The following is a 17,655-nucleotide window of genomic DNA, read 5'->3' as shown; positions in this document are numbered from 1 at the left end:
TCCTCGGAGTCTGTGATGCGTATTGCCCAGGTCACCCCCCTGTATGAAGCCGTTCCGCCCCGCCTCTACGGCGGGACCGAGCGCGTGGTGGCCCATCTCACCGACGCGCTGGTTGCGCTGGGCCACGACGTGACCCTGTTCGCCAGCGCCGAAGCCCGGACGAACGCGACGCTGGCTTCGGTGCGCGACCAGGCGATCCGGCTCGACCCGGCCCCGTTCAAGTCGGACCTCGCGGCCCACCTGCACCAGCTCGCCGAAGTGCGCCGCCGCGCCCCTGAGTTCGACGTGATCCATTTCCACACCGACATGCTGCAGTTCCCGATGTTCGAGGACCTGGCCGGGCGCACGCTGACGACGCTGCACGGCCGGCTCGACCTGAAGGACCTGCCCGAGGTCTACCGTCGCTGGCGGCAGTTCCCACTGGTCTCGATCAGCGACAGCCAGCGTGCGCCGCTGCCGGGGGCCAATTGGGCCGCAACGGTGCACCACGGCATGAACGCCGACCTCTTCCGGTTCAGCGCGGTCTCACGTGGCTACCTGGCCTTTCTCGGCCGGATCTCGCCCGAGAAGCGGCCCGACCGGGCGGTCGCCATAGCGGCGGCGTCGGGCCGGCGATTGCGCGTGGCGGCCAAGGTGGACAATGCCGACCGGGCCTACTTCGAGGACCACATCGAGCCGCTCATGCGCGAACCCCTCGTCGAGTACGTGGGCGAGATCGGCGACGCGGAGAAATCGGACTTCCTGGGCGGCGCCGATGCGCTTCTGTTCCCCATCGACTGGCCCGAGCCTTTCGGCCTGGTGATGATCGAGGCCATGGCGTGCGGCACGCCGGTGATCGCCTGGGCCAACGGCTCGGTGCCGGAGGTGGTCGAGGATGGGCTCACGGGCTTCATCGTCCGTTCCGAGGCCGAGGCCGTCTCCGCGGTCGCGCGTCTGCCCAGGCTGGACCGGCGCGCGATCCGGGCCCGTTTCGAGGAGCGCTTCTCGGCGCTGGCCATGGCCCGGCGCTACCTCGAGATCTACGAACGGCTGCCTCAAGCCGCACAACCGCTGACGGAGGCCGCCTGACCCACCAGACACAGGACCGTCGATGAACGACCTGGCGCCTTCCCACGACGCCCCCGTCGAGTGGGGCGAGATCGAGGAACCACGCGTTCCCCAGCGGCTCTATGCGCTCAAGGACCGTGACACCTTCATCGTCGCCGACAGCCACGGCGACATCGTCGGCGCGGCGGACGGCCTGTTCCACGACGACACCCGCATCCTGTCGCGGTGGGAGCTGATCCTGGGCGACCGCTCGCCCACCTTGCTGTCGGGCGCCGTCGGGCAGGACAACGTCTATTTCACCTCGCACGGCCTCAACCGCGCGATCCCGGCGCCCGGCGGGCCAGGCATGCCGCCCGGCGTTGTGCACCTGGAGCGCAAGCGCTTCCTCTGGGACGAGCGGCTGTATGAGCGTATCCGCCTCACCAACTATGCGCCCGAGGTCACCGACCTGCCGCTGGCCTTCCGCTTCGAGGCGGACTTCCGCGACATGTTCGAGGTGCGCGGGGCCCGGCGGCGGCGGCGCGGCGAGCTCTTCCCGCCCGAGGTGCTAGGGCAGTCGGTGTGCTTCCGCTACGAGGGGCTGGACGGCGTGGGCCGCACCAGCGCCGTCGCGTTTTCGGAGACGCCAGACGAGATCGGCCCGGCCGAAGCCCTCTTCCGCGTCTCGCTCGGCACCGAGGCCCGCCGCGAGCTCTATATCGAGGTGGGCGACGAGGCGAACGAACCCCCCTCGCGCGAACGCTACCGGGCCGCGGCGGCCCGCGCGCGCTTCGCCATGCGCGAACGCCGCCGGAACGGCGCGCGGATCAGCACCAACGGGCGGCTGTTCAACGCCTGGATCGACAAGTCCCGCGCCGACCTCGCGCTGCTCACAACGCCCATGCCGACCGGACCCTATCCATACGCGGGCATCCCCTGGTTCTCGACCGCTTTTGGCCGCGACGGGATCATCACCGCCTGGCAAATCCTGTGGTTCGAGCCGGCGCTGGCGAAGGGCGTGCTCTCGTACCTGGCCTCGTGGCAGGCCCAGGAGAGCTCGGCGTTCCAGGACTCCGAGCCCGGCAAGATCATGCACGAGACCCGCCGGGGCGAGATGGCCTCGCTCGGCGAAGTGCCGTTCGGCCGCTACTACGGCGGCGTCGACACCACGCCGCTTTTCGTGGCGCTGGCGGGCGCCTACGCCGAGCGCACCGGCGACTATGCCCAGATCGACCGCTGGTGGCCGGCGCTGGAGCGGGCCGCCAGCTGGCTCGTGACGATGGCGGATCGGCATCCGCTGGGCCTGATCTCGTACGCCCGGGCCATGGACGGCGGTCTGGTGAACCAGGGCTGGAAGGACTCCGGCGATTCCATCTTCCACGGCGACGGGCGGTTCCCGCAGGGGCCGGTCGCGCTCGTGGAGGTGCAGGGCTATGCCTTCGCCGCCTACCGCACCATGGCCTCGCTGGCCGCCCGGCGCGGCGACGCTGCAGGGGCCGAGCGCTGGAGCGCCCGCGCCCAGCACCTGCGCAAGGTGGTCGAGGAGCGGTTCTGGATGCCCGAGGTCGGCTTCTACGGCATCGCGCTGGACGGCCACAACGAGCTCTGCCGGGTGATGGCCTCGAACCCCGGCCACCTGCTGTTCACCGGCCTGCCCCACGCCGACCGCGCGCAGCTCGTGGGCGAGCGGCTGTTCAGCTCGGACTTCTTCTCGGGCTGGGGCCTCAGGACCCTGGCCGTGCACGAGCCGCGCTACAACCCGATGTCGTACCACAACGGCTCGGTCTGGCCGCACGACACGGCGCTGTCGGCGCTGGGCCTGTCGTACTACGGCGAGCGGGCTGGCGTGGTGAAGCTGACTTCGGCGATGTTCGAGTGCGCCACCCAACTCGAGATGCGCCTGCCCGAGCTCTACTGCGGCTTTCCGCGCGCCGCCGGCGAACAGCCGGTAGCCTATCCGGTCGCCTGCCTGCCGCAGGCCTGGGCGGCGGGTTCGGTCTTCATGTTGCTGCAGGCGTGCCTGGGCCTCTCCATCGACTCCGAAGCCGCGCAGGTGGAGGTGCGCGACCCAATGCTGCCGATGGGAATCGATCGGCTTTCCATCACCGACCTGCGGATCGGCGACGGCGGCATCGACCTGACATTCGAGCGGCAGGGGAACCGGGTGGCCGTGCATTCCAACAGCCGCGGGCCCAGCCTGCGGGTGCGCTACAGCAGCTAGGGAGCCAAGGCTTGAGCTTGGCGTTCCCTTGGTCGGGCAGCCGACCTTCGCGGCGGCGTTGCGGCGGGATTGCGAGCATGCGGAGGAAGCGGCGCTGAGCCAGACCCTGGACCTGTTCCCGATCGGCAACTGCGCCGCGAGCGCCCTGATCGACCGCGCCGGACGCTATGTCTGGGCCTGTGTGCCGCGGGTGGACGGCGACCCGTTCTTCTCGGGCCTGCTGGGCTGCCGCGACCCCGGCGATCCCGACAGCTGCGGGATCTGGGCCATCGAGGTCGAGGGCGCCACCGAGACCCGCCAGGCCTATCTGCGCAACACGGCCATCCTGCGCACCGAAATCCGCAACGCCGACGGGGCGGCTGTGGAGATCATCGATTTCTCGCCGCGCTACCGGCACCTGGGACGGCAGTACCGGCCGCTGGCGTTCGTGCGCATCGTCCGACCCCTGAAGGGCGCGCCCAGAGTCCGCATCCGGCTGCGGCCGATGATGAACTACGGCGAGCGGCCCTGCTACACGACCGCCGGCTCGAACCACATCCGATTCGTCACCGAGCACGCGACGCTGCGGCTCACCACCGACGCGCCGGTCAGCCACATCCTGGAGGAGCGGGCGTTCCGGCTGGAGGAGCCCATCGGCCTGTTCCTGGGTCCCGACGAGGGACTGGACGCCGAGGTTTCGACCACCACTGCGCGGATGCTGCGCGAGACGACCGACTACTGGCGCGGCTGGGTGCGGACACTGTCGGTGCCGCTGGAGTGGCAGGAGGCGGTCATCCGGGCGGCGATCACGCTGAAGCTCTGCGCCTACGAGGAGACGGGCGCCATCGTGGCGGCCCTGACCACCTCGCTGCCCGAGCACGAGGCCGACAACGGGGCGGGGCGGAATTGGGACTACCGCTACTGCTGGCTCCGCGACGCCTACTACGTCGTGCAGGCGTTGAACCGGCTGGGCGCGGCTGACATGCTGGAGAACTACCTGGTCTACCTGCGCAACCTGGTGGACCAGGCCAGCCGCGGCGACATGCGAACCTCGGCGATGCCGCCGGCGCAACCCGACCTGCCGGGGCTCGAGCCGGCCCAGCCGGCCAATGGCAAGGCGGGCCACATCCAACCGGTGTATGGCGTCGGGCTCGAGCCCGTGCTGACCGAGTGGATCGCCCCGCACCTGCCAGGCTACCGCGGCATCGGGCCGGTGCGGGTAGGCAACCAGGCGCACGAGCACATGCAGCACGACGTCTACGGCCAGATCATCCTGTCGACCGTGCAGGCGTTCTTCGACGAACGGCTGCTGCGTCCGGCCACGGCGGACGACTTCCACGCTCTGGAGCCCATCGGAGAGCGCGCCTACGAGCTGCACGACCAGCCGGACGCCAGCCTTTGGGAGTTCCGCGGCCGCGAGGCGGTGCACACCTATTCGTCGGTGATGTGCTGGGCGGCCTGCGACCGCCTGGGCAATGCCGCGGCCCGGCTGGGGCTCGCCGATCGCGCGGACCACTGGAACGCGCGCGCCGCGCAGATCCGCTACACGATCGAGACCCGGGCCTGGAACGAAAAGGAGGCCCGCTTCGCCGCGACCTTCGGAGGCGACGAGCTGGACGCCTCGCTGCTCCAACTGGTGGACGTGCGCTTCCTGCCTGCGGACGACCCGCGCATGGCCGCCACCATGGCCGCGGTCGAGCACGGCCTGCGCCGCGGGCCCTTCATGCTGCGCTACGCCATCCCCGACGACTTCGGGTTGCCGAAGACGGCGTTCAACTTCTGCACCTTCTGGCTGATCGAGGCCCTGCACCTCTCAGGTCGCACCAACGAGGCGCGGCAGCTGTTCGAGGAGATGCTGGGCCGGCGCACCACCGCGGGCCTGCTCTCGGAGGACATCTCGCTGGACGGCCAGGAGCTGTGGGGCAACTACCCGCAGACCTACTCCCTGGTCGGCCTCATCAACTGCGCACACCTGTTGTCAAAGCCGTGGGCGAGCATCCGCTGAGCGGTCAGTCCGACCAGGCCCGGCCGAAGCGCTCGATAAGGGCGAAGGCGCCCGAGGGGCCCCAGCTGCCGGCGGCGTAGGGCCTCGGCTTCAGGCCCGCGTCGCCCCAGGCGTCGGCGACGCCGTCGACCCAGCGCCACGCCTCCTCCACCTCGTCGCGGCGGACGAACAGGGTGGCGTCGCCGTGGATGGCGTCGAGCAGCAGGCGCTCGTAGGCGATACGGCGGCGCGCGCCCGGCCCCTCGTAGGCGCGTAGCAGCGACAGCGACAACGGCAGCGACTGGAGGCGCATCCCGCCTTCGGTCAACCCCGGGGCCTTGTTCATCAGGGTGAGGCTGATGTCCTCGTCCGGCTGCAGGTCGATGACCAGGCGGTTGGGAGACAGGTCGTGGATCGAGGCCGCACCGAAGATCGAGTGCGGCACCGGTTTGAACTGGATCACGACCGTCGTGCGCTTCTCCGGCATCCGCTTGCCGGTGCGCAGGAAGAACGGCACGCCCGCCCAGCGCCAGTTGTCGATGTCGGCCCGCAGCGCCACGAAGGTCTCGGTGCCGCTCTTCTGCCCACGCTCGGCCTCGTAGCCCTCGGCCGCCTTCCCGACCACGACGCCCGGCGTGTACTGGCCACGCACCGTCTTCTCGCCCGCGTCCACGCGGGTGAAGCGGCGCAAGGACCGCAGCACCTTCACCTTCTCGTTGCGGACCGAGTCCGGCTCCATGTCGGCGGGCGGCTCCATGGCCACCAGGCAGAGCAGCTGCAGCATGTGGTTCTGCAGCATGTCCCGGAGCGCGCCGTACTCGTCGTAGTAGGGCCAGCGCGCGCCCACGCCCTCGGTCTCGGCCACGGTGATCTGCACGTGGTCGATGGTGAGGTTGTTCCAGAGCGGCTCGAAGAAGGTGTTGGCGAAGCGGAGCGCGATCAGGTTCTGGACCGTCTCCTTGCCCAGGTAGTGGTCGATCCGGAAGATCTGCTCTTCCTCGAACACCGCGCCCAGGGCGGCGTTGATATGGCGCGAGGTCTCGAGGTCGCGCCCGATCGGCTTCTCCAGCACGATCCGGCTCTCGTCGTGGGCCACGCCGGCCGCGGCCAGCGAGCGGCAGATCTTCTCGAACAGGCTGGGCGACACGGCGAGGAAGAACAGCGGGCGCTCACATCCCTCCAGGGCGGGCTTCAGCGTGGCCGCCCCCTCGGTCGTGGTGGCGTCGGCGCCGATGTAGGTGATTCGCAGGGCGAAGCGGGCCCAGACCGCCTCGTCCAGGCCCTCGGGCCGCTCGGCCAGCGCCTTACGGGTCTGCTCCAGGAACGCCTCGGTGGTGATGTCGGCCCGGGCGGTCGCGACAATGCGGCTGGCCTTGGGCAGGAAGCCGTCGGCGTCGAGGAAATAGAGCGACGGCAAGAGCATGCGCCGCGCCAGATCCCCCGTGGCGCCGAACAGCACGATAGCGTCAGCCGCAGGCGGCATTTCGTCTCCCCTTCGAAGCGGAGGCGGGAGACGAGCCTTTGAGCGCGCCCGGGTCAAGGGGCGAGCGCGGCTTTTCACGATGCCGCGCGCGGGCGGATCGAATGGCGGGCGCCGGACGTTGATGGGTGAGCCCGGGCGGGAGTGTCATGTCGCTGGATTCGATTGCCGTCAGCTTGCCCTCACCGAAACCGCTTCAGTTGGCGGAAGCGGCGCTGTTCCTCGACATCGACGGGACGCTGGCCCCGATCGCCGCGCGACCGCAGGACGTGCACCCCGACGCCCGCCGCACGCGGCTGCTCGAGCGCCTGCGTGAGGGCCTGGAAGGCCGGCTGGCCGTCGTCACCGGCCGCACCCTGGCCGACGTGGACCGCATCCTCGAAGGCCGGATCACCTGTGTCGCCGCGGTCCACGGCCTGGTGCGGCGCGACCGCGACGGCACGCTGCACGAGCCGAAGCCGCATCCCGGTCTGCCGCGCGCGGTGCGAGCCATGCACCGGTTCGCCGGGCGCGACTGCGGCCTGATCGTCGAGGAGAAAGGGGCGAGCGTCGCGCTGCACTTCCGACTGGCCCGCACCTACGCCGCCGAGGCCCGGGTGCTGGCGCGCCGGCTCGCGAGCGAGACCGGCCTCGTCCTGCAGCACGGCGACATGGTCGAGGAACTGCGCACGCCCGGGCCCGCGAAGGGCGACTCTATCCGTGGGTTCATGGAGACCCCAGCCTTCCAGGGCGCGCGCCCGGTCTTCGCCGGCGACGACATCACCGATGAGCACGGCTTCGCCGAGGTGGAGCGACTGGGCGGCTTCAGCGTTCTGGTCGGGCCGCCGCGTCAGACACATGCGCGCTTCGGCCTGCGCAACGTCGAAGACGTGATGGCCTGGCTGGAGGCCGCGCGATGAACCGCTTGATCGTCGTGTCGAACCGGGTGAACCCGCCGTCGGGCGACGGCGAGGAGACCGTAGGCGGCCTGGCCATGGCGCTGGCCGCCGCGCTGAAGGAGTACTCCGGCGTCTGGTTCGGCTGGAGCGGGCGCACGGTTCCGAAGTTCACCGGCGAGCTGCACACCGAGACGGTAGGCGGTGTCACCGCGGCCACCGTCGACCTCGAGGAGGTCGACCTCGACGAGTACTACAACGGCTACGCCAACAAGACGCTCTGGCCGCTGTTCCACTACCGCGCCGACCTGGCCGCCTTCGACCGCGCCTTCGACAAGGGCTACACGCGGGTGAACCGGCGCTTCGCCGAGACGCTCGCGCCGTTGGTCGGGCGCGACGACGTGATCTGGGTGCACGACTATCACCTGATCCCGCTGGCCAAGGAGCTGCGGGCCCTAGGGGTGACGAACCGGATCGGCTTCTTCCTGCACATCCCGTGGCCGGCGCACCAGCTGGTCGTGAACCTGCCGCGGCACCGCCAACTCGTGGAGTCGATGTTCGACTACGACCTCGTGGGCTTCCAGACCGCCGAGTACCAACAGGCGTTCGAGGAGTACGTCCTGAACGAGGCCGACGGGCAGGTCGTGCGGCCGGGCTGCCTCAAGGGCTACGGGCGCTTGCTTGAGGTGGGGGCCTACCCGATCGGCATCGATGCGGCGGACTTCGCGCGGATGACCCGCAGCAGCCGCGCCCGGCGGATGCGCGACCTGATGACCGCCGCGACGGTGTTCCGCCACCTGATCGTGGGCGTGGATCGGCTGGACTATTCCAAGGGCCTGGAAGAGCGCTTCCTGGGCTTCGAGCACTTCCTGGCGCAGAACCCCGACCTGCGGCGCGAGGTGCTGATGCTGCAGATCGCGCCCGTCAGCCGCGAGGCGGTCGAGGCCTACCAGGAGATCCGCGGCCGTCTCGACACGCTCTCAGGCCGGATCAACGCCGAATACTCGGACGTGGACTGGGCGCCGTTCCGCTACGTGAACAAGAACTACCGCCGCGATGAGCTGGCCGGCATCTACGGCGCTGCGCGCGTGGGCCTCGTGACGCCGCTGCGCGACGGCATGAACCTGGTCGCCAAGGAGTTCGTGGCCGCCCAGAACCCCGAAGACCCTGGCGTGCTGATCCTGTCGCGGTTCGCCGGCGCCGCGCGGCAGATGCAAGACGCCCTGCTGGTCAACCCGAACAGCCCCGAGGACGTCGCCGACGCCCTGAAGCGCGCGATCGTCATGGAACGGCCCGAGCGGATCCGCCGCTGGCGCACGCTCTTCGACAGCGTCCAGCGCGAGGACGTCACCGCCTGGCGCGACGCGTTCGTCGCGGCGCTGACGGCGCGCACCGTGCCGCTGAAACCAGCACTGGTGGTCTGATGGCCGACCGGCTGGCGCGCTACCGGTCGATGCGGGACTTCGCGAAGACCGCCGAGCCGGCGGGCGCCGAGAAGACGCAGAAGTCCAATCGGCTCCGCTTCGTGGTCCAGAAGCACGCCGCCACGCGGCTGCACTACGACTTCCGCCTGGAGCTGGACGGCGTGTTCCTGTCGTGGGCGGTGACCCGGGGCCCGTCGCTCGACCCTGCCGACCGCCGCCTGGCCGTGCAGACCGAGGACCACCCGCTGGACTACGGCGACTTCGAAGGGACCATCCCCAAGGGCGAGTACGGCGGCGGCACCGTCATGCTGTGGGACCGCGGCTACTGGGAGCCCGAGGACGACCCGCGCGCGGGCCTGAAGAAGGGCGACCTCAAGTTCACTCTCGACGGCGAGCGGCTGAAGGGCTCCTGGGTTCTGGTGCGCATGAAGCGGCGCGAGGGCGAGAAGCGCGACAACTGGCTGCTGATCAAGCACCACGACGGGTGGTCGGTGGAGGAAGCCGGCGGCGAGCTGGTGGAAGAGGAGACGACATCCGTCGCCTCGGGCCGCGAGATGGAGGAGATCGCGGCCGGCAAGGGCAGGGGACCCACGAAGTTTATGACCGGCAAGGGGCGCGCGGCCAAGGCCGCGGTCTGGCAGTCGAACCGCCAGGAAGAGAAGGCGCCGGCGGCGTCGCCAAAGCCTGCGCCCGCGCCGCAGCCGCGCGCCGCCGCCCTGCCCGGCTTCGTGCCGCCGCAGCTCGCCAAGTCCGTGGATCGCCCGCCGCCGGGCGACGGCTGGGCTCACGAAATCAAGTTCGACGGCTACCGGCTGCAGCTGCGGGTGGAGAAGGGCCGCGCGACCCTGAAGACCCGCAAGGGCCTGGACTGGACCGACAAGTTCCGCGCGATCGCCAAGGACGCCGCCGCCCTGCCCGACGGTCTCTACGATGGGGAAGCCTGCGCCCTGGACGCCTCCGGCTCGCCGGATTTCCCGGCCCTGCAGGCGGCGCTCGCCGACGGCCGGACCGACGACCTGATCTACTTCGCCTTCGACGCCCTGTTCCTGGCCGGCGAGGACCTGCGCTCCCTGCCGCTCGCCGAGCGCAAGGCCCGACTGCAGGCCGTTGTGAAGGCGGCCGGCAAGGCGCTGGAGCGGCGGATCCGCTACGTCGAGCACTTCCTGACGGCGGGCGACGCGGTGCTGCAGTCGGCCTGCCGCATGGCGCTGGAGGGCATAGTCTCCAAGCGCCTCGACGCGCCGTACCGGTCGGATCGCGGCGACGCCTGGCAGAAGTCCAAGTGCCGCGCCGGCCACGAGGTGGTGATCGGCGGCTGGACGGGCGAGAAGGGCCAGCTCCGCTCGCTGCTGGTGGGCGTGCACAAGGGCGACCGGCTGATCTACATGGGCCGCGTCGGCTCGGGCTTCGGCGGCGACAAGGTGCGCCGCGTGCTGCCGCGACTCGTGGCCGTGGAGGCTGACAAGAGCCCCTTCACCGGCCCGAACGCGCCCCGCAAGGAGCCGAACGTCCACTGGGCGCGGCCCGACCTGGTGGCCGAGATCGAGTTCGCGGGCTTCACCGGCTCGGGCATGGTGCGGCAGGGCGCGTTCAAGGGCCTGCGCGAGGACAAGCCGGCGCGGGACGTCGAGGCCGAGGCGCCGCAGCCCGCGGAGAAGGCCGAGCTCGCCAAGCCGAAACCCGCCGCTCGCAAGGCTGCGCCGAAGGCGGCGGCACAGGCTGGCGGCGAGGTCGTCATGGGCGTGAAGCTCTCCAATCCGGACAAGCCGCTCTGGCCCGATGACGGTCACGGCCAACCGATCACCAAGCTGGACTTGGCCCGCTACTTCGAGACCGTCGGCCCCTGGATGATGCGGCACATCGAGGGCCGGCCCTGCTCGATCATCCGCACCCCGGACGGCCTGGGCGCGGAACGCTTCTTCCAGCGGCATGCCGGCAAGGGCTCGTCGGCGCTGCTCTCCGAGGTGAAGGTCTTCGGCGACCACAAGCCCTACCTGCAGATCGACCGCGTCGAGGCCCTGGCGGCCCTGGCCCAGATCGCCGCCGTGGAGCTCCACCCCTGGAACTGCCAGCCCGGCAAGCCGGAGGTTCCCGGCCGCCTGGTGTTCGACCTCGACCCGGACGAGGACCTCCCCTTCGAGCGGGTGATCGAGGCCGCGAAGGAGGTCCGCGAGCGGCTGGAAGCGCTGGGTCTCGTCGCCTTCTGCAAGACCACCGGCGGCAAGGGCCTGCACGTCGTGACGCCGCTCAGGGCGGGCAAGCTCGACTGGAAGGCGGCCAAGACGTTCGCCCAGGATGTCTGCCTGGCCGTCGCCGCCGACGCGCCCGACCGCTACGTCGTCAACATGGCCAAGGCCAAGCGCAAGGGCCGGATCTTCCTCGACTACCTGCGCAACGACCGCATGGCGACGGCGGTCGCCCCGCTCTCGCCGCGCGCCCGGCCGCTGGCGCCGGTGTCGTTCCCGCTCAACTGGACCCAGGTGAGGAGGGGGCTGGATCCCGGGGCCTGGACGATCCGCACCGCGCCGGCCCTGCTGGCGAAGACCAAGGCTTGGGCCGACTACTGCGACGCCGAACGGCCGCTGGCGGATGCGATCAAGCGGCTGAAGAAGGGCTAGCGCCGCGCCACCCGCTTGCCGCGCAGAGGATCGGAGACACAAGCGCGGCGGACGCGCTCGTTCAGCGCCTCGCGGTCGTCGTCCTTCATCTTGCTCATGCCGGCGGCCACGGCCGACCCCGCGAAGGGGACGACCAGGTTGCCGGCGACGGCGATCGCCACGCGGCCGTCCTTGTTGTCGTCGTAGCGTGCGACCGCGGCGCGGGCTTGGCGGCAGTCGCGAGTGCGGTACTCGGGGTCCCCGCGGTTCAGGCTGCTGACGGTCTTGTGCGGGGAGGTGGCGCAGCCGGCCAACAGCAACAGCGCCGCGCCGGCGGTCAGGAAGCGTCGCAAAGCGTCTCTCCTCGAAGCATCCCGGCAGATCGAACCCCGCCGGACGCCTGAGGTTCCGCCTCACACGAAGTGGCGGGCCATCCACTCGGCGCCGAAATCGACGAGATCGCGGGCGTCGAGCAGCTCGCTCTGCGCCCCGCCGACGCGCCCCTCCACGCCGCGGCCCTCGCTCAGATAGGCCTTCAGGATCGTCGCGAAATAGTCCTCGCCGGGCCAAGTGACGATGCCCTCGCTGTCGTCCAGGCAGCGCACCGTGCGCACCTCCGGCCCGTTTGGACCGACCACCCGCCGGTGGCGCACGACGCGGCGCTTGTGGACCACGGGCGCCAGGTACTCTGCGTAGTGCAGCAAGGTCACCGTGTCGGGATCGGCGCCCAGGCGCAGCACCTGGCCGCCCAGCGCACAGAGATGCTCCAGCGGCGAGCCTGGGCCGAAGTAGTCGTCCCACGGTGCGTCGCTCAGCAGGGCGCCGGCGAGCGCGCCGCGGGCGGCAAAGCGGCCCTCGGGATTGTCGGTGACCTGCGTTCCCGGGTGCCGCCGCATCGCCTCGGCGAGATGGCCCACGTCCTCCTCGGCCGGCGTGGTCAGGGGGTCAAACGGAACGGCGTCGGCCAACAGGGCCGCGCGCTCTGCCTCGGGGCGCTCGTTCACCCAATCCCAGTCGTTCTCGGCCCCCAGCACCATCATCCAGCCGCCGTCAGGTCCCGTGGCAGCGTCGAGCGCGGCGATGACGCCCTGCGGGCCGCCGTCCATCGGGCCGAGCTTCCGCAGCGAGGCGTGGACCATCACCGGCCGGCCCGGCCGCACGCCCAGCGACGTGAGGTCGCGCGTGAGCTGAGCGACCGTGCGCACGGCTCAGCCTTCGTAGCCGTCGACGATATAGACCCGGCTGGTCGAGGTGGCCTCGCGGATCGGCAGGATCGCCAGGTACTCGGGCGAGGTGCGCCAGGCCCTGGCCGCCTCGCGGCTCTCGAACCGCAGGACCACCAGCCGCTCGGGCGGCGCGGGGCCGTCGACCCGCTCGGGCGCGCCGCCGCGCACCACGTACGCGCCGCCGTACTTGGCGAGGATCGCCGGCACCTGGCTGGAGTAGGTGAGGAACCGCTCGGGCTCGATGACGACGATCTCGTTGATGACGTAGGCGACCATCCGCCGACGCTAACGCGCCGCCCCCGCTCAGGCCACCGGCTCAGCCCCCTTCGCCCATGGCGGCGGGTCCAGCACGCGGTCGACGAGCAGGCTGTCTGCGTACTCCTTCATCGACTTCAGCCTGCCGTTCTCCATCCGGCAGACCAGGCAGTATTCGTTGTTGTAGAGGTCGCCGCGCTTGGTGGTGACGCAGCCGTGGTGCTCCACGACCACCATGTCGCCCTCGGCTATCAGGTTCACCAGCTGGGCCGTGTAGCGGTCGGCGAACTGGGCGAAGAGCGGGCCGTACAGCTCGCGCCGCACCGCCTCCTTGCCCCTGATGGTCCGAGACCACGGATTGTGGCCGGTGATGGTGAAGGCAAAGTCGTCGTCCAGCAGGTCGAGGTAGGGCCGGCTGTCGCCCCGGCCCAGGGCCTCGAAGGCGGCGCGCAGCAGTTGCTTGTTCTGTTCGGTGCTCATGAGGGTCTCCCGCTTCTGCATCGGCATGATGCGGCGGCCGGCCGACATGCTTCCAATCGATTGTTGGAAGACGATATATTCGTCAGATGAATTTGGCTGTCCTGGACCTGAACCTGCTCGTCGCTCTGGACGCCCTGCTTCGGGAGGCCAGTGTGAGCCGGGCGGCCGAGCGGATCGGGCTGTCGCAGCCGGCGACCAGCCACGCTCTGCGGCGGCTGCGCGACGTGATGGGCGACCCCCTGCTGGTGCGGGCCGGCCCGCGGATGGAGCTCACCCCCAGGGCCGAGGCGCTGCGCGAGCCGCTGGCGGCGGCGTTGGCGCAGGTGCGCGGGCTGTTCGCGGAGGAGGCGTTCGATCCGGCGACCAGCCGGCGGCGGTTCAAGGCGATGATCCCCGACGTCTGCACCAGCGTGCTGCTGCCCGCCATGGTGAAGCGGCTGGAGGCCGAGGCGCCGCACGTCACCCTCACGCTTGCGCCGTTCCGCACGCCCGGCCTGATGACGCCCGACTTCGCCCGTATGCTCGACTTCATCCTGGCCTACCAGGACCACGACTTCCCGGGCTTCCACCGCGAGCGGATCTACGAGGACTCCGACGCCGTGGCGGTGCGCGCCGACCACCCCCTGCGCGACCGGCTGTCCGACCTCGACGTGTTCCTCGCCGCCCGCCATGTCGCCGTCGTCTCGCGCGGCGTCGCGGTGGATCCGATTGACGCGTGGCTCGGGAGCCTGGGCCACCGGCGCGAGGTGGCGCTGACCGTCCCCGCGTACCTGCAGGCGCTGGAGGTGGCGGCGCAGACCGACCTGGTGGCCGTCGTGCCGACGCGGCTGATCGCGGCGCGCGGGCCCGACTTGGGTCTCGTCCGCGTCGAGCCGCCGCTGGACACCGGCTACGACGAGCAGTTCCTGCTGCACCCCGCCCGCCTCGTCGCCGATCCGGCCTCGATCTGGATCCGCCGGCTGGTGATGGACGTGGCGCGGGCGGTGGTTTGAGCCGACACAATCGCGCAACAGCGGGGCGCTACCCACACCGGAAATTCGAAGAATTGGGGAAGGGAAGCCCGTGATCATCCGCCGCCTGTTCGCCGCCGGCGCCCTGTCGCTGGGCCTCTTGGCGCCGCTCGCCGCCCTGGCGCAGGTCCCGGGCTACCAGCCGCCCGACTCGGCGCCGGCCGGTGAACCCCAGGTCCTCAAGATCAAGCAGGGCGCGCTGAGGGGCGCCGTGGCGCAGGGCGTGGCCTACCACTACGGCATCCCGTTCGCGCCGCCGCCCGTGGGCGACCTGCGCTGGCGGCCGCCCGGCCCGGCGCCGACCTGGGACGCCGAGCGCGACGCCACGAAGGCCCCGCCAAGCTGCCAGAACCAGGAGGACTGCCTCTATCTCAACGTGGTGCGGCCGGCGTCCGCGAAGCCCGGCGCAAAGCTGCCGGTCATCGTCTGGCTGCACGGCAGCGCCTTCCGCGTCGGCCAGGCCATCGGCGCGTTCGGGGCCGACACCGAGGGGACCGAGTTCGCCAAGAAGGGCGTGATCGTCGTCGGCGTGAACCACCGTCTGGGCCGCGCCGGCTGGTTCGCCCACCCCGCGCTCAGCAAGGAGCCGGGCCTGACCGCCAACTACGGCAACATGGACCAGATCGCCGGCCTGAAGTGGACGAAGGCCAATATCGCCGCGTTCGGGGGCGACCCGAACAACATCACCGTCGTGGGCGAGAGCGCCGGGGCGATGGCGATCCTCAACATGATGATCTCGCCGCAGGCCAAGGGGCTGTTCCGGCGGGCGGTCGTGGAGTCCGGCTTCGCGCGGTCGACGCCCGTGCCGCTCGCCGAGGCCGAGGCGAACGGGCTGAAGCTGGCCGAGGCGGCCGGGGTGACCGGCGACGGGCCCGAGGCGGCCGCGGCGCTCCGCAAGCTGCCGCTCTCGGACCTGGCCGGGGCCGGCGGCATTACTGCGCCCGGTCGGCCCTTCCCGATCATGGACGGCAAGCTCTACGTCAAGACGGTCATCCAGGGCTTCACCGCCGGGCATGAGGCGAAGATCCCGCTGATCATCGGCGGCAACTCGAACGAAGCCAGCCTGACCCGGCCCACGGCGGCGACGCTCGACGCGCTGCCGGCCGCCCAGCAGGCGGCGATCATGCAGACCTTCGATCCCGCCGGGACGGGCAATCGCGCCCAGGCGATCAACGACGCCGTCACTGTGCAGTCGATCACCGAGCCTGACCGCGCCATCGCCCGCCTGCACGCGAAGAACGGCGCGCCCACGTGGCTCTACTACTTCTCCTACGTCCCGGCGGCGGAGAAGGCGCGCAAGCCGTATGGCGCGGCCCATGTCGACGAAGTGCGCTTCGTCTTCGGCCAGCCGCGCGCCCGCTTCGCGCCCGAGGACCTGCGGCTGTCCGACGCGATGAACGCCTACTGGGCGAACTTCGCCAAGACCGGGAACCCGGGCTCGGCCGCCGGCGTCGTCTGGCCGAAATTCGACCTGGCGAAAGAGGCCCAGATCGAGTTCGGCGCCGAGGGTCCGAAGGCGCACGAGCACTTCCTCAAGGACTGGCGCGACTTCGTCCAAGCGGCGGCGGGGAAGTAGCTACGCCCGCTTCTTCGCGGCCGGCTTCCGCGTCGCCGTGGCCTTGCGCGCGGGCGTCTTGCGGCGCTCGCCGCCCAGGCTGCGCTTCAGGGCCTCCATCAGGTCGATGACCTCGGCCTCCTTGGGCTCCTCGACCTTCTTCACGCCGTGACCCTTCTGCTTCTCCTTGATCAGCGCCCGCAGGGCGTCCTCGTAGCGGTCGTTGAACTTCGAGGGATCGAACGGCCCGGACTTCTGGTCGATGATCTTGGCGGCGATCTCGACCATCTCCGCAGGCGGCTTGCCGGCGGAGATGTGACTGAACACCTCGTGGGCGTCCTTCACCTCGCGGTTCGAGCGAAGCGAGTAGGCCAGGATGCCCTTCTCGCGCGGCTCCAGCGCCATCAGCCGCTCGCGCTGGTGCATGACGAGCCGGCCCAGCGCGATCTTCTCCGCCTTCTCCATCGCCTGGCGGATCACCGAGAAGGCCTCCACCGCCATGTCGCCGTCGGGGGTCAGGAAATAGGGGTCGTTCCAGTAGAGCCGGTCGATGTCGGCCGCATCGACGAAGCGCTCGATGTCCAGGGTGCGCGTCGTCTCCAGGCGCACGTTCTTGATCTCCTCGTCGGTGATGACGACGTAGTGGCCCTTCTCGATCTCGTAGCCCTTGACGATGTCGGACCGGTCCACCGGCCCGGTCTCCGGGTCGGTCGGGATCATGCGGATCCGGTTCATCGTCTGCTTGTGGAGCATGTTGAACGAGACGTCGCTGGTCCGGGCGGTGGCGGTGTAGAGCGCCACTGGGCAGCTCACGAGGGAGAGGCGCAGGTAGCCCTGCCAGGTCGGACGGGTGGCCATGGGGTGACTCCGGTTCGGCGGAGTCAACGAACCACGGCGGAGTCAGTTCGCGGCGCGGCCATTCCCCCTGATTGTCATCCCGGTTTGGGCGCAGCCTAAGACCGGGACCCTTTGAGCTCTGAGCCGGACGGTTGCTCGCGGCGTCGCCGTCGCGCTCTTCCACGACCTCAGAGTCGAATGGCTCCCGGTCTTCGCCTTGCGGCGAAACCGGGATGACAACTGTTGGGTGGCGCTATTTCCCCAGCTTGAGCGTCGGCAGCGACGCCGACGCCTGGGCGTCGAGCCTGGCCTTCTGGAACTGGGTGCGCACGCCGCTGGAGACGCCGAACTCCATGAGGCGATCGGTCTTGGCGTCGTAGGCCGGCCAGGCCTCGCGCCCGCACTTCGGCGCGCCGGTCTTGGCGAAGCTGACCCAGCAGGCGTGCATGAGCGCCGCGATCGCCTTGTCCTCGTCGCTCACCACGCTCATCGGCGTGCGGCGGCCCCAGTACTCGAAGACGTAGGGGATCTCGGCGGCGTGGGCGGCGGTCTTGACGCCGGCGGGCCGAAACCGCGTGGCTACGTACGAGAAGTGATAGAGCCAGGCCGGCTTGCCCGATGCCGCCTCGGCGGCGACCCAGCGGGCGGGCGCGCCGAAGATGCGGTCGGTGAAGATGGCGCGGGCCAGGGCGTTGTCGTCGGCCGC

Annotated in this window: 15 protein-coding genes; 8 read left to right on the top strand and 7 right to left on the bottom strand. The window is 70.5% G+C overall.

All coding sequences use genetic code 11. The annotated features are described in order from the left end of the window. The first annotated feature begins 15 nt into the window (after positions 1-15). The 3 genes from VGD44_RS02330 to VGD44_RS02320 all read left to right on the top strand — a co-directional run bounded on the left by VGD44_RS02330 (position 16) and on the right by VGD44_RS02320 (position 5,231). Positions 16-1,068, top strand: coding sequence for a glycosyltransferase family 4 protein (locus VGD44_RS02330; RefSeq protein WP_331083470.1), 1,053 nt, complete (start codon positions 16-18; stop codon positions 1,066-1,068). A 22-nt stretch (positions 1,069-1,090) separates the two neighbouring features. Beyond that, positions 1,091-3,247, top strand: coding sequence for a glycogen debranching N-terminal domain-containing protein (locus VGD44_RS02325; RefSeq protein WP_331083468.1), 2,157 nt, complete (start codon positions 1,091-1,093; stop codon positions 3,245-3,247). Between the two features lie 94 nt (positions 3,248-3,341). Further along, positions 3,342-5,231 (top strand): glycoside hydrolase family 15 protein, encoded by a 1,890-nt coding sequence (locus VGD44_RS02320; RefSeq protein ID WP_331083494.1) that lies wholly within the window; start codon positions 3,342-3,344, stop codon positions 5,229-5,231. A 4-nt stretch (positions 5,232-5,235) separates the two neighbouring features. Here VGD44_RS02320 and zwf read toward each other — a convergent pair whose 3' ends face one another. Continuing rightward, positions 5,236-6,693, bottom strand: coding sequence for a glucose-6-phosphate dehydrogenase (zwf, locus tag VGD44_RS02315; protein ID WP_331083466.1), 1,458 nt, complete (start codon positions 6,691-6,693; stop codon positions 5,236-5,238). A gap of 197 nt (positions 6,694-6,890) precedes the next feature. On the opposite strand from zwf, the gene otsB reads away from it, so the two are divergent. The 3 genes from otsB to ligD are packed head-to-tail and all read left to right on the top strand — an operon-like array spanning position 6,891 to position 11,607. Continuing rightward, positions 6,891-7,589, top strand: coding sequence for a trehalose-phosphatase (gene otsB, locus VGD44_RS02310; RefSeq protein WP_331083464.1), 699 nt, complete (start codon positions 6,891-6,893; stop codon positions 7,587-7,589). Continuing rightward, positions 7,586-8,989, top strand: coding sequence for an alpha,alpha-trehalose-phosphate synthase (UDP-forming) (locus tag VGD44_RS02305; RefSeq protein WP_331083462.1), 1,404 nt, complete (start codon positions 7,586-7,588; stop codon positions 8,987-8,989). The genes otsB and VGD44_RS02305 overlap by 4 nt, the downstream gene beginning before the upstream one ends. Further along, complete coding sequence (gene ligD, locus VGD44_RS02300) at positions 8,989-11,607, top strand: DNA ligase D (RefSeq protein ID WP_331083460.1); 2,619 nt, start codon at positions 8,989-8,991, stop codon at positions 11,605-11,607. Before VGD44_RS02305 ends, ligD begins: the two co-directional genes overlap by 1 nt. On the opposite strand, the gene VGD44_RS02295 is transcribed toward ligD, so the two are convergent. Genes VGD44_RS02295 through VGD44_RS02280 form a run of 4 tightly spaced genes read right to left on the bottom strand, consistent with a single transcriptional unit; the run spans position 11,604 to position 13,547 of the window. Continuing rightward, positions 11,604-11,939, bottom strand: coding sequence for a hypothetical protein (locus VGD44_RS02295; protein WP_331083459.1), 336 nt, complete (start codon positions 11,937-11,939; stop codon positions 11,604-11,606). The genes ligD and VGD44_RS02295 overlap by 4 nt on opposite strands. Positions 11,940-11,999: 60 nt before the next feature. Further along, positions 12,000-12,791, bottom strand: coding sequence for an aminoglycoside N(3)-acetyltransferase (locus VGD44_RS02290; protein WP_331083457.1), 792 nt, complete (start codon positions 12,789-12,791; stop codon positions 12,000-12,002). Between the two features lie 3 nt (positions 12,792-12,794). After that, positions 12,795-13,088: a DUF1330 domain-containing protein gene (locus VGD44_RS02285; RefSeq protein ID WP_331083455.1), complete on the bottom strand. Its 294-nt coding sequence runs from the start codon at positions 13,086-13,088 to the stop codon at positions 12,795-12,797. A 27-nt stretch (positions 13,089-13,115) separates the two neighbouring features. After that, a complete protein-coding gene (locus tag VGD44_RS02280; RefSeq protein WP_331083453.1) occupies positions 13,116-13,547 on the bottom strand; it encodes a nuclear transport factor 2 family protein in 432 nt (143 codons plus the stop codon). An 86-nt stretch (positions 13,548-13,633) separates the two neighbouring features. Here VGD44_RS02280 and VGD44_RS02275 point away from each other — a divergent pair, with 86 nt between their 5' ends. After that, a complete protein-coding gene (locus tag VGD44_RS02275; protein ID WP_331083451.1) occupies positions 13,634-14,539 on the top strand; it encodes a LysR family transcriptional regulator in 906 nt (301 codons plus the stop codon). 70 nt (positions 14,540-14,609) lie between these two features. Then, positions 14,610-16,133, top strand: a complete 1,524-nt coding sequence (locus VGD44_RS02270) for a carboxylesterase/lipase family protein (protein WP_331083449.1) — start codon at positions 14,610-14,612, stop codon at positions 16,131-16,133. Here the strand turns inward: VGD44_RS02270 and VGD44_RS02265 are convergent, their stop codons facing one another. Both VGD44_RS02265 and VGD44_RS02260 read right to left on the bottom strand, forming a co-directional pair. After that, positions 16,134-16,970, bottom strand: coding sequence for a Ku protein (locus VGD44_RS02265; RefSeq protein ID WP_331083447.1), 837 nt, complete (start codon positions 16,968-16,970; stop codon positions 16,134-16,136). It lies immediately after the preceding gene. 232 nt (positions 16,971-17,202) lie between these two features. Then, positions 17,203-17,655: carboxylesterase family protein (locus tag VGD44_RS02260; protein ID WP_331083445.1), on the bottom strand; the 453-nt coding region annotated here is incomplete at its 5' end.

It is taken from the genome of Phenylobacterium sp. (assembly GCF_036402295.1).
Classification (GTDB): domain Bacteria; phylum Pseudomonadota; class Alphaproteobacteria; order Caulobacterales; family Caulobacteraceae; genus Phenylobacterium.
Note: the sequence above shows the minus strand (reverse complement) of the source record. Positions and strands in the feature narration are given on the sequence as shown.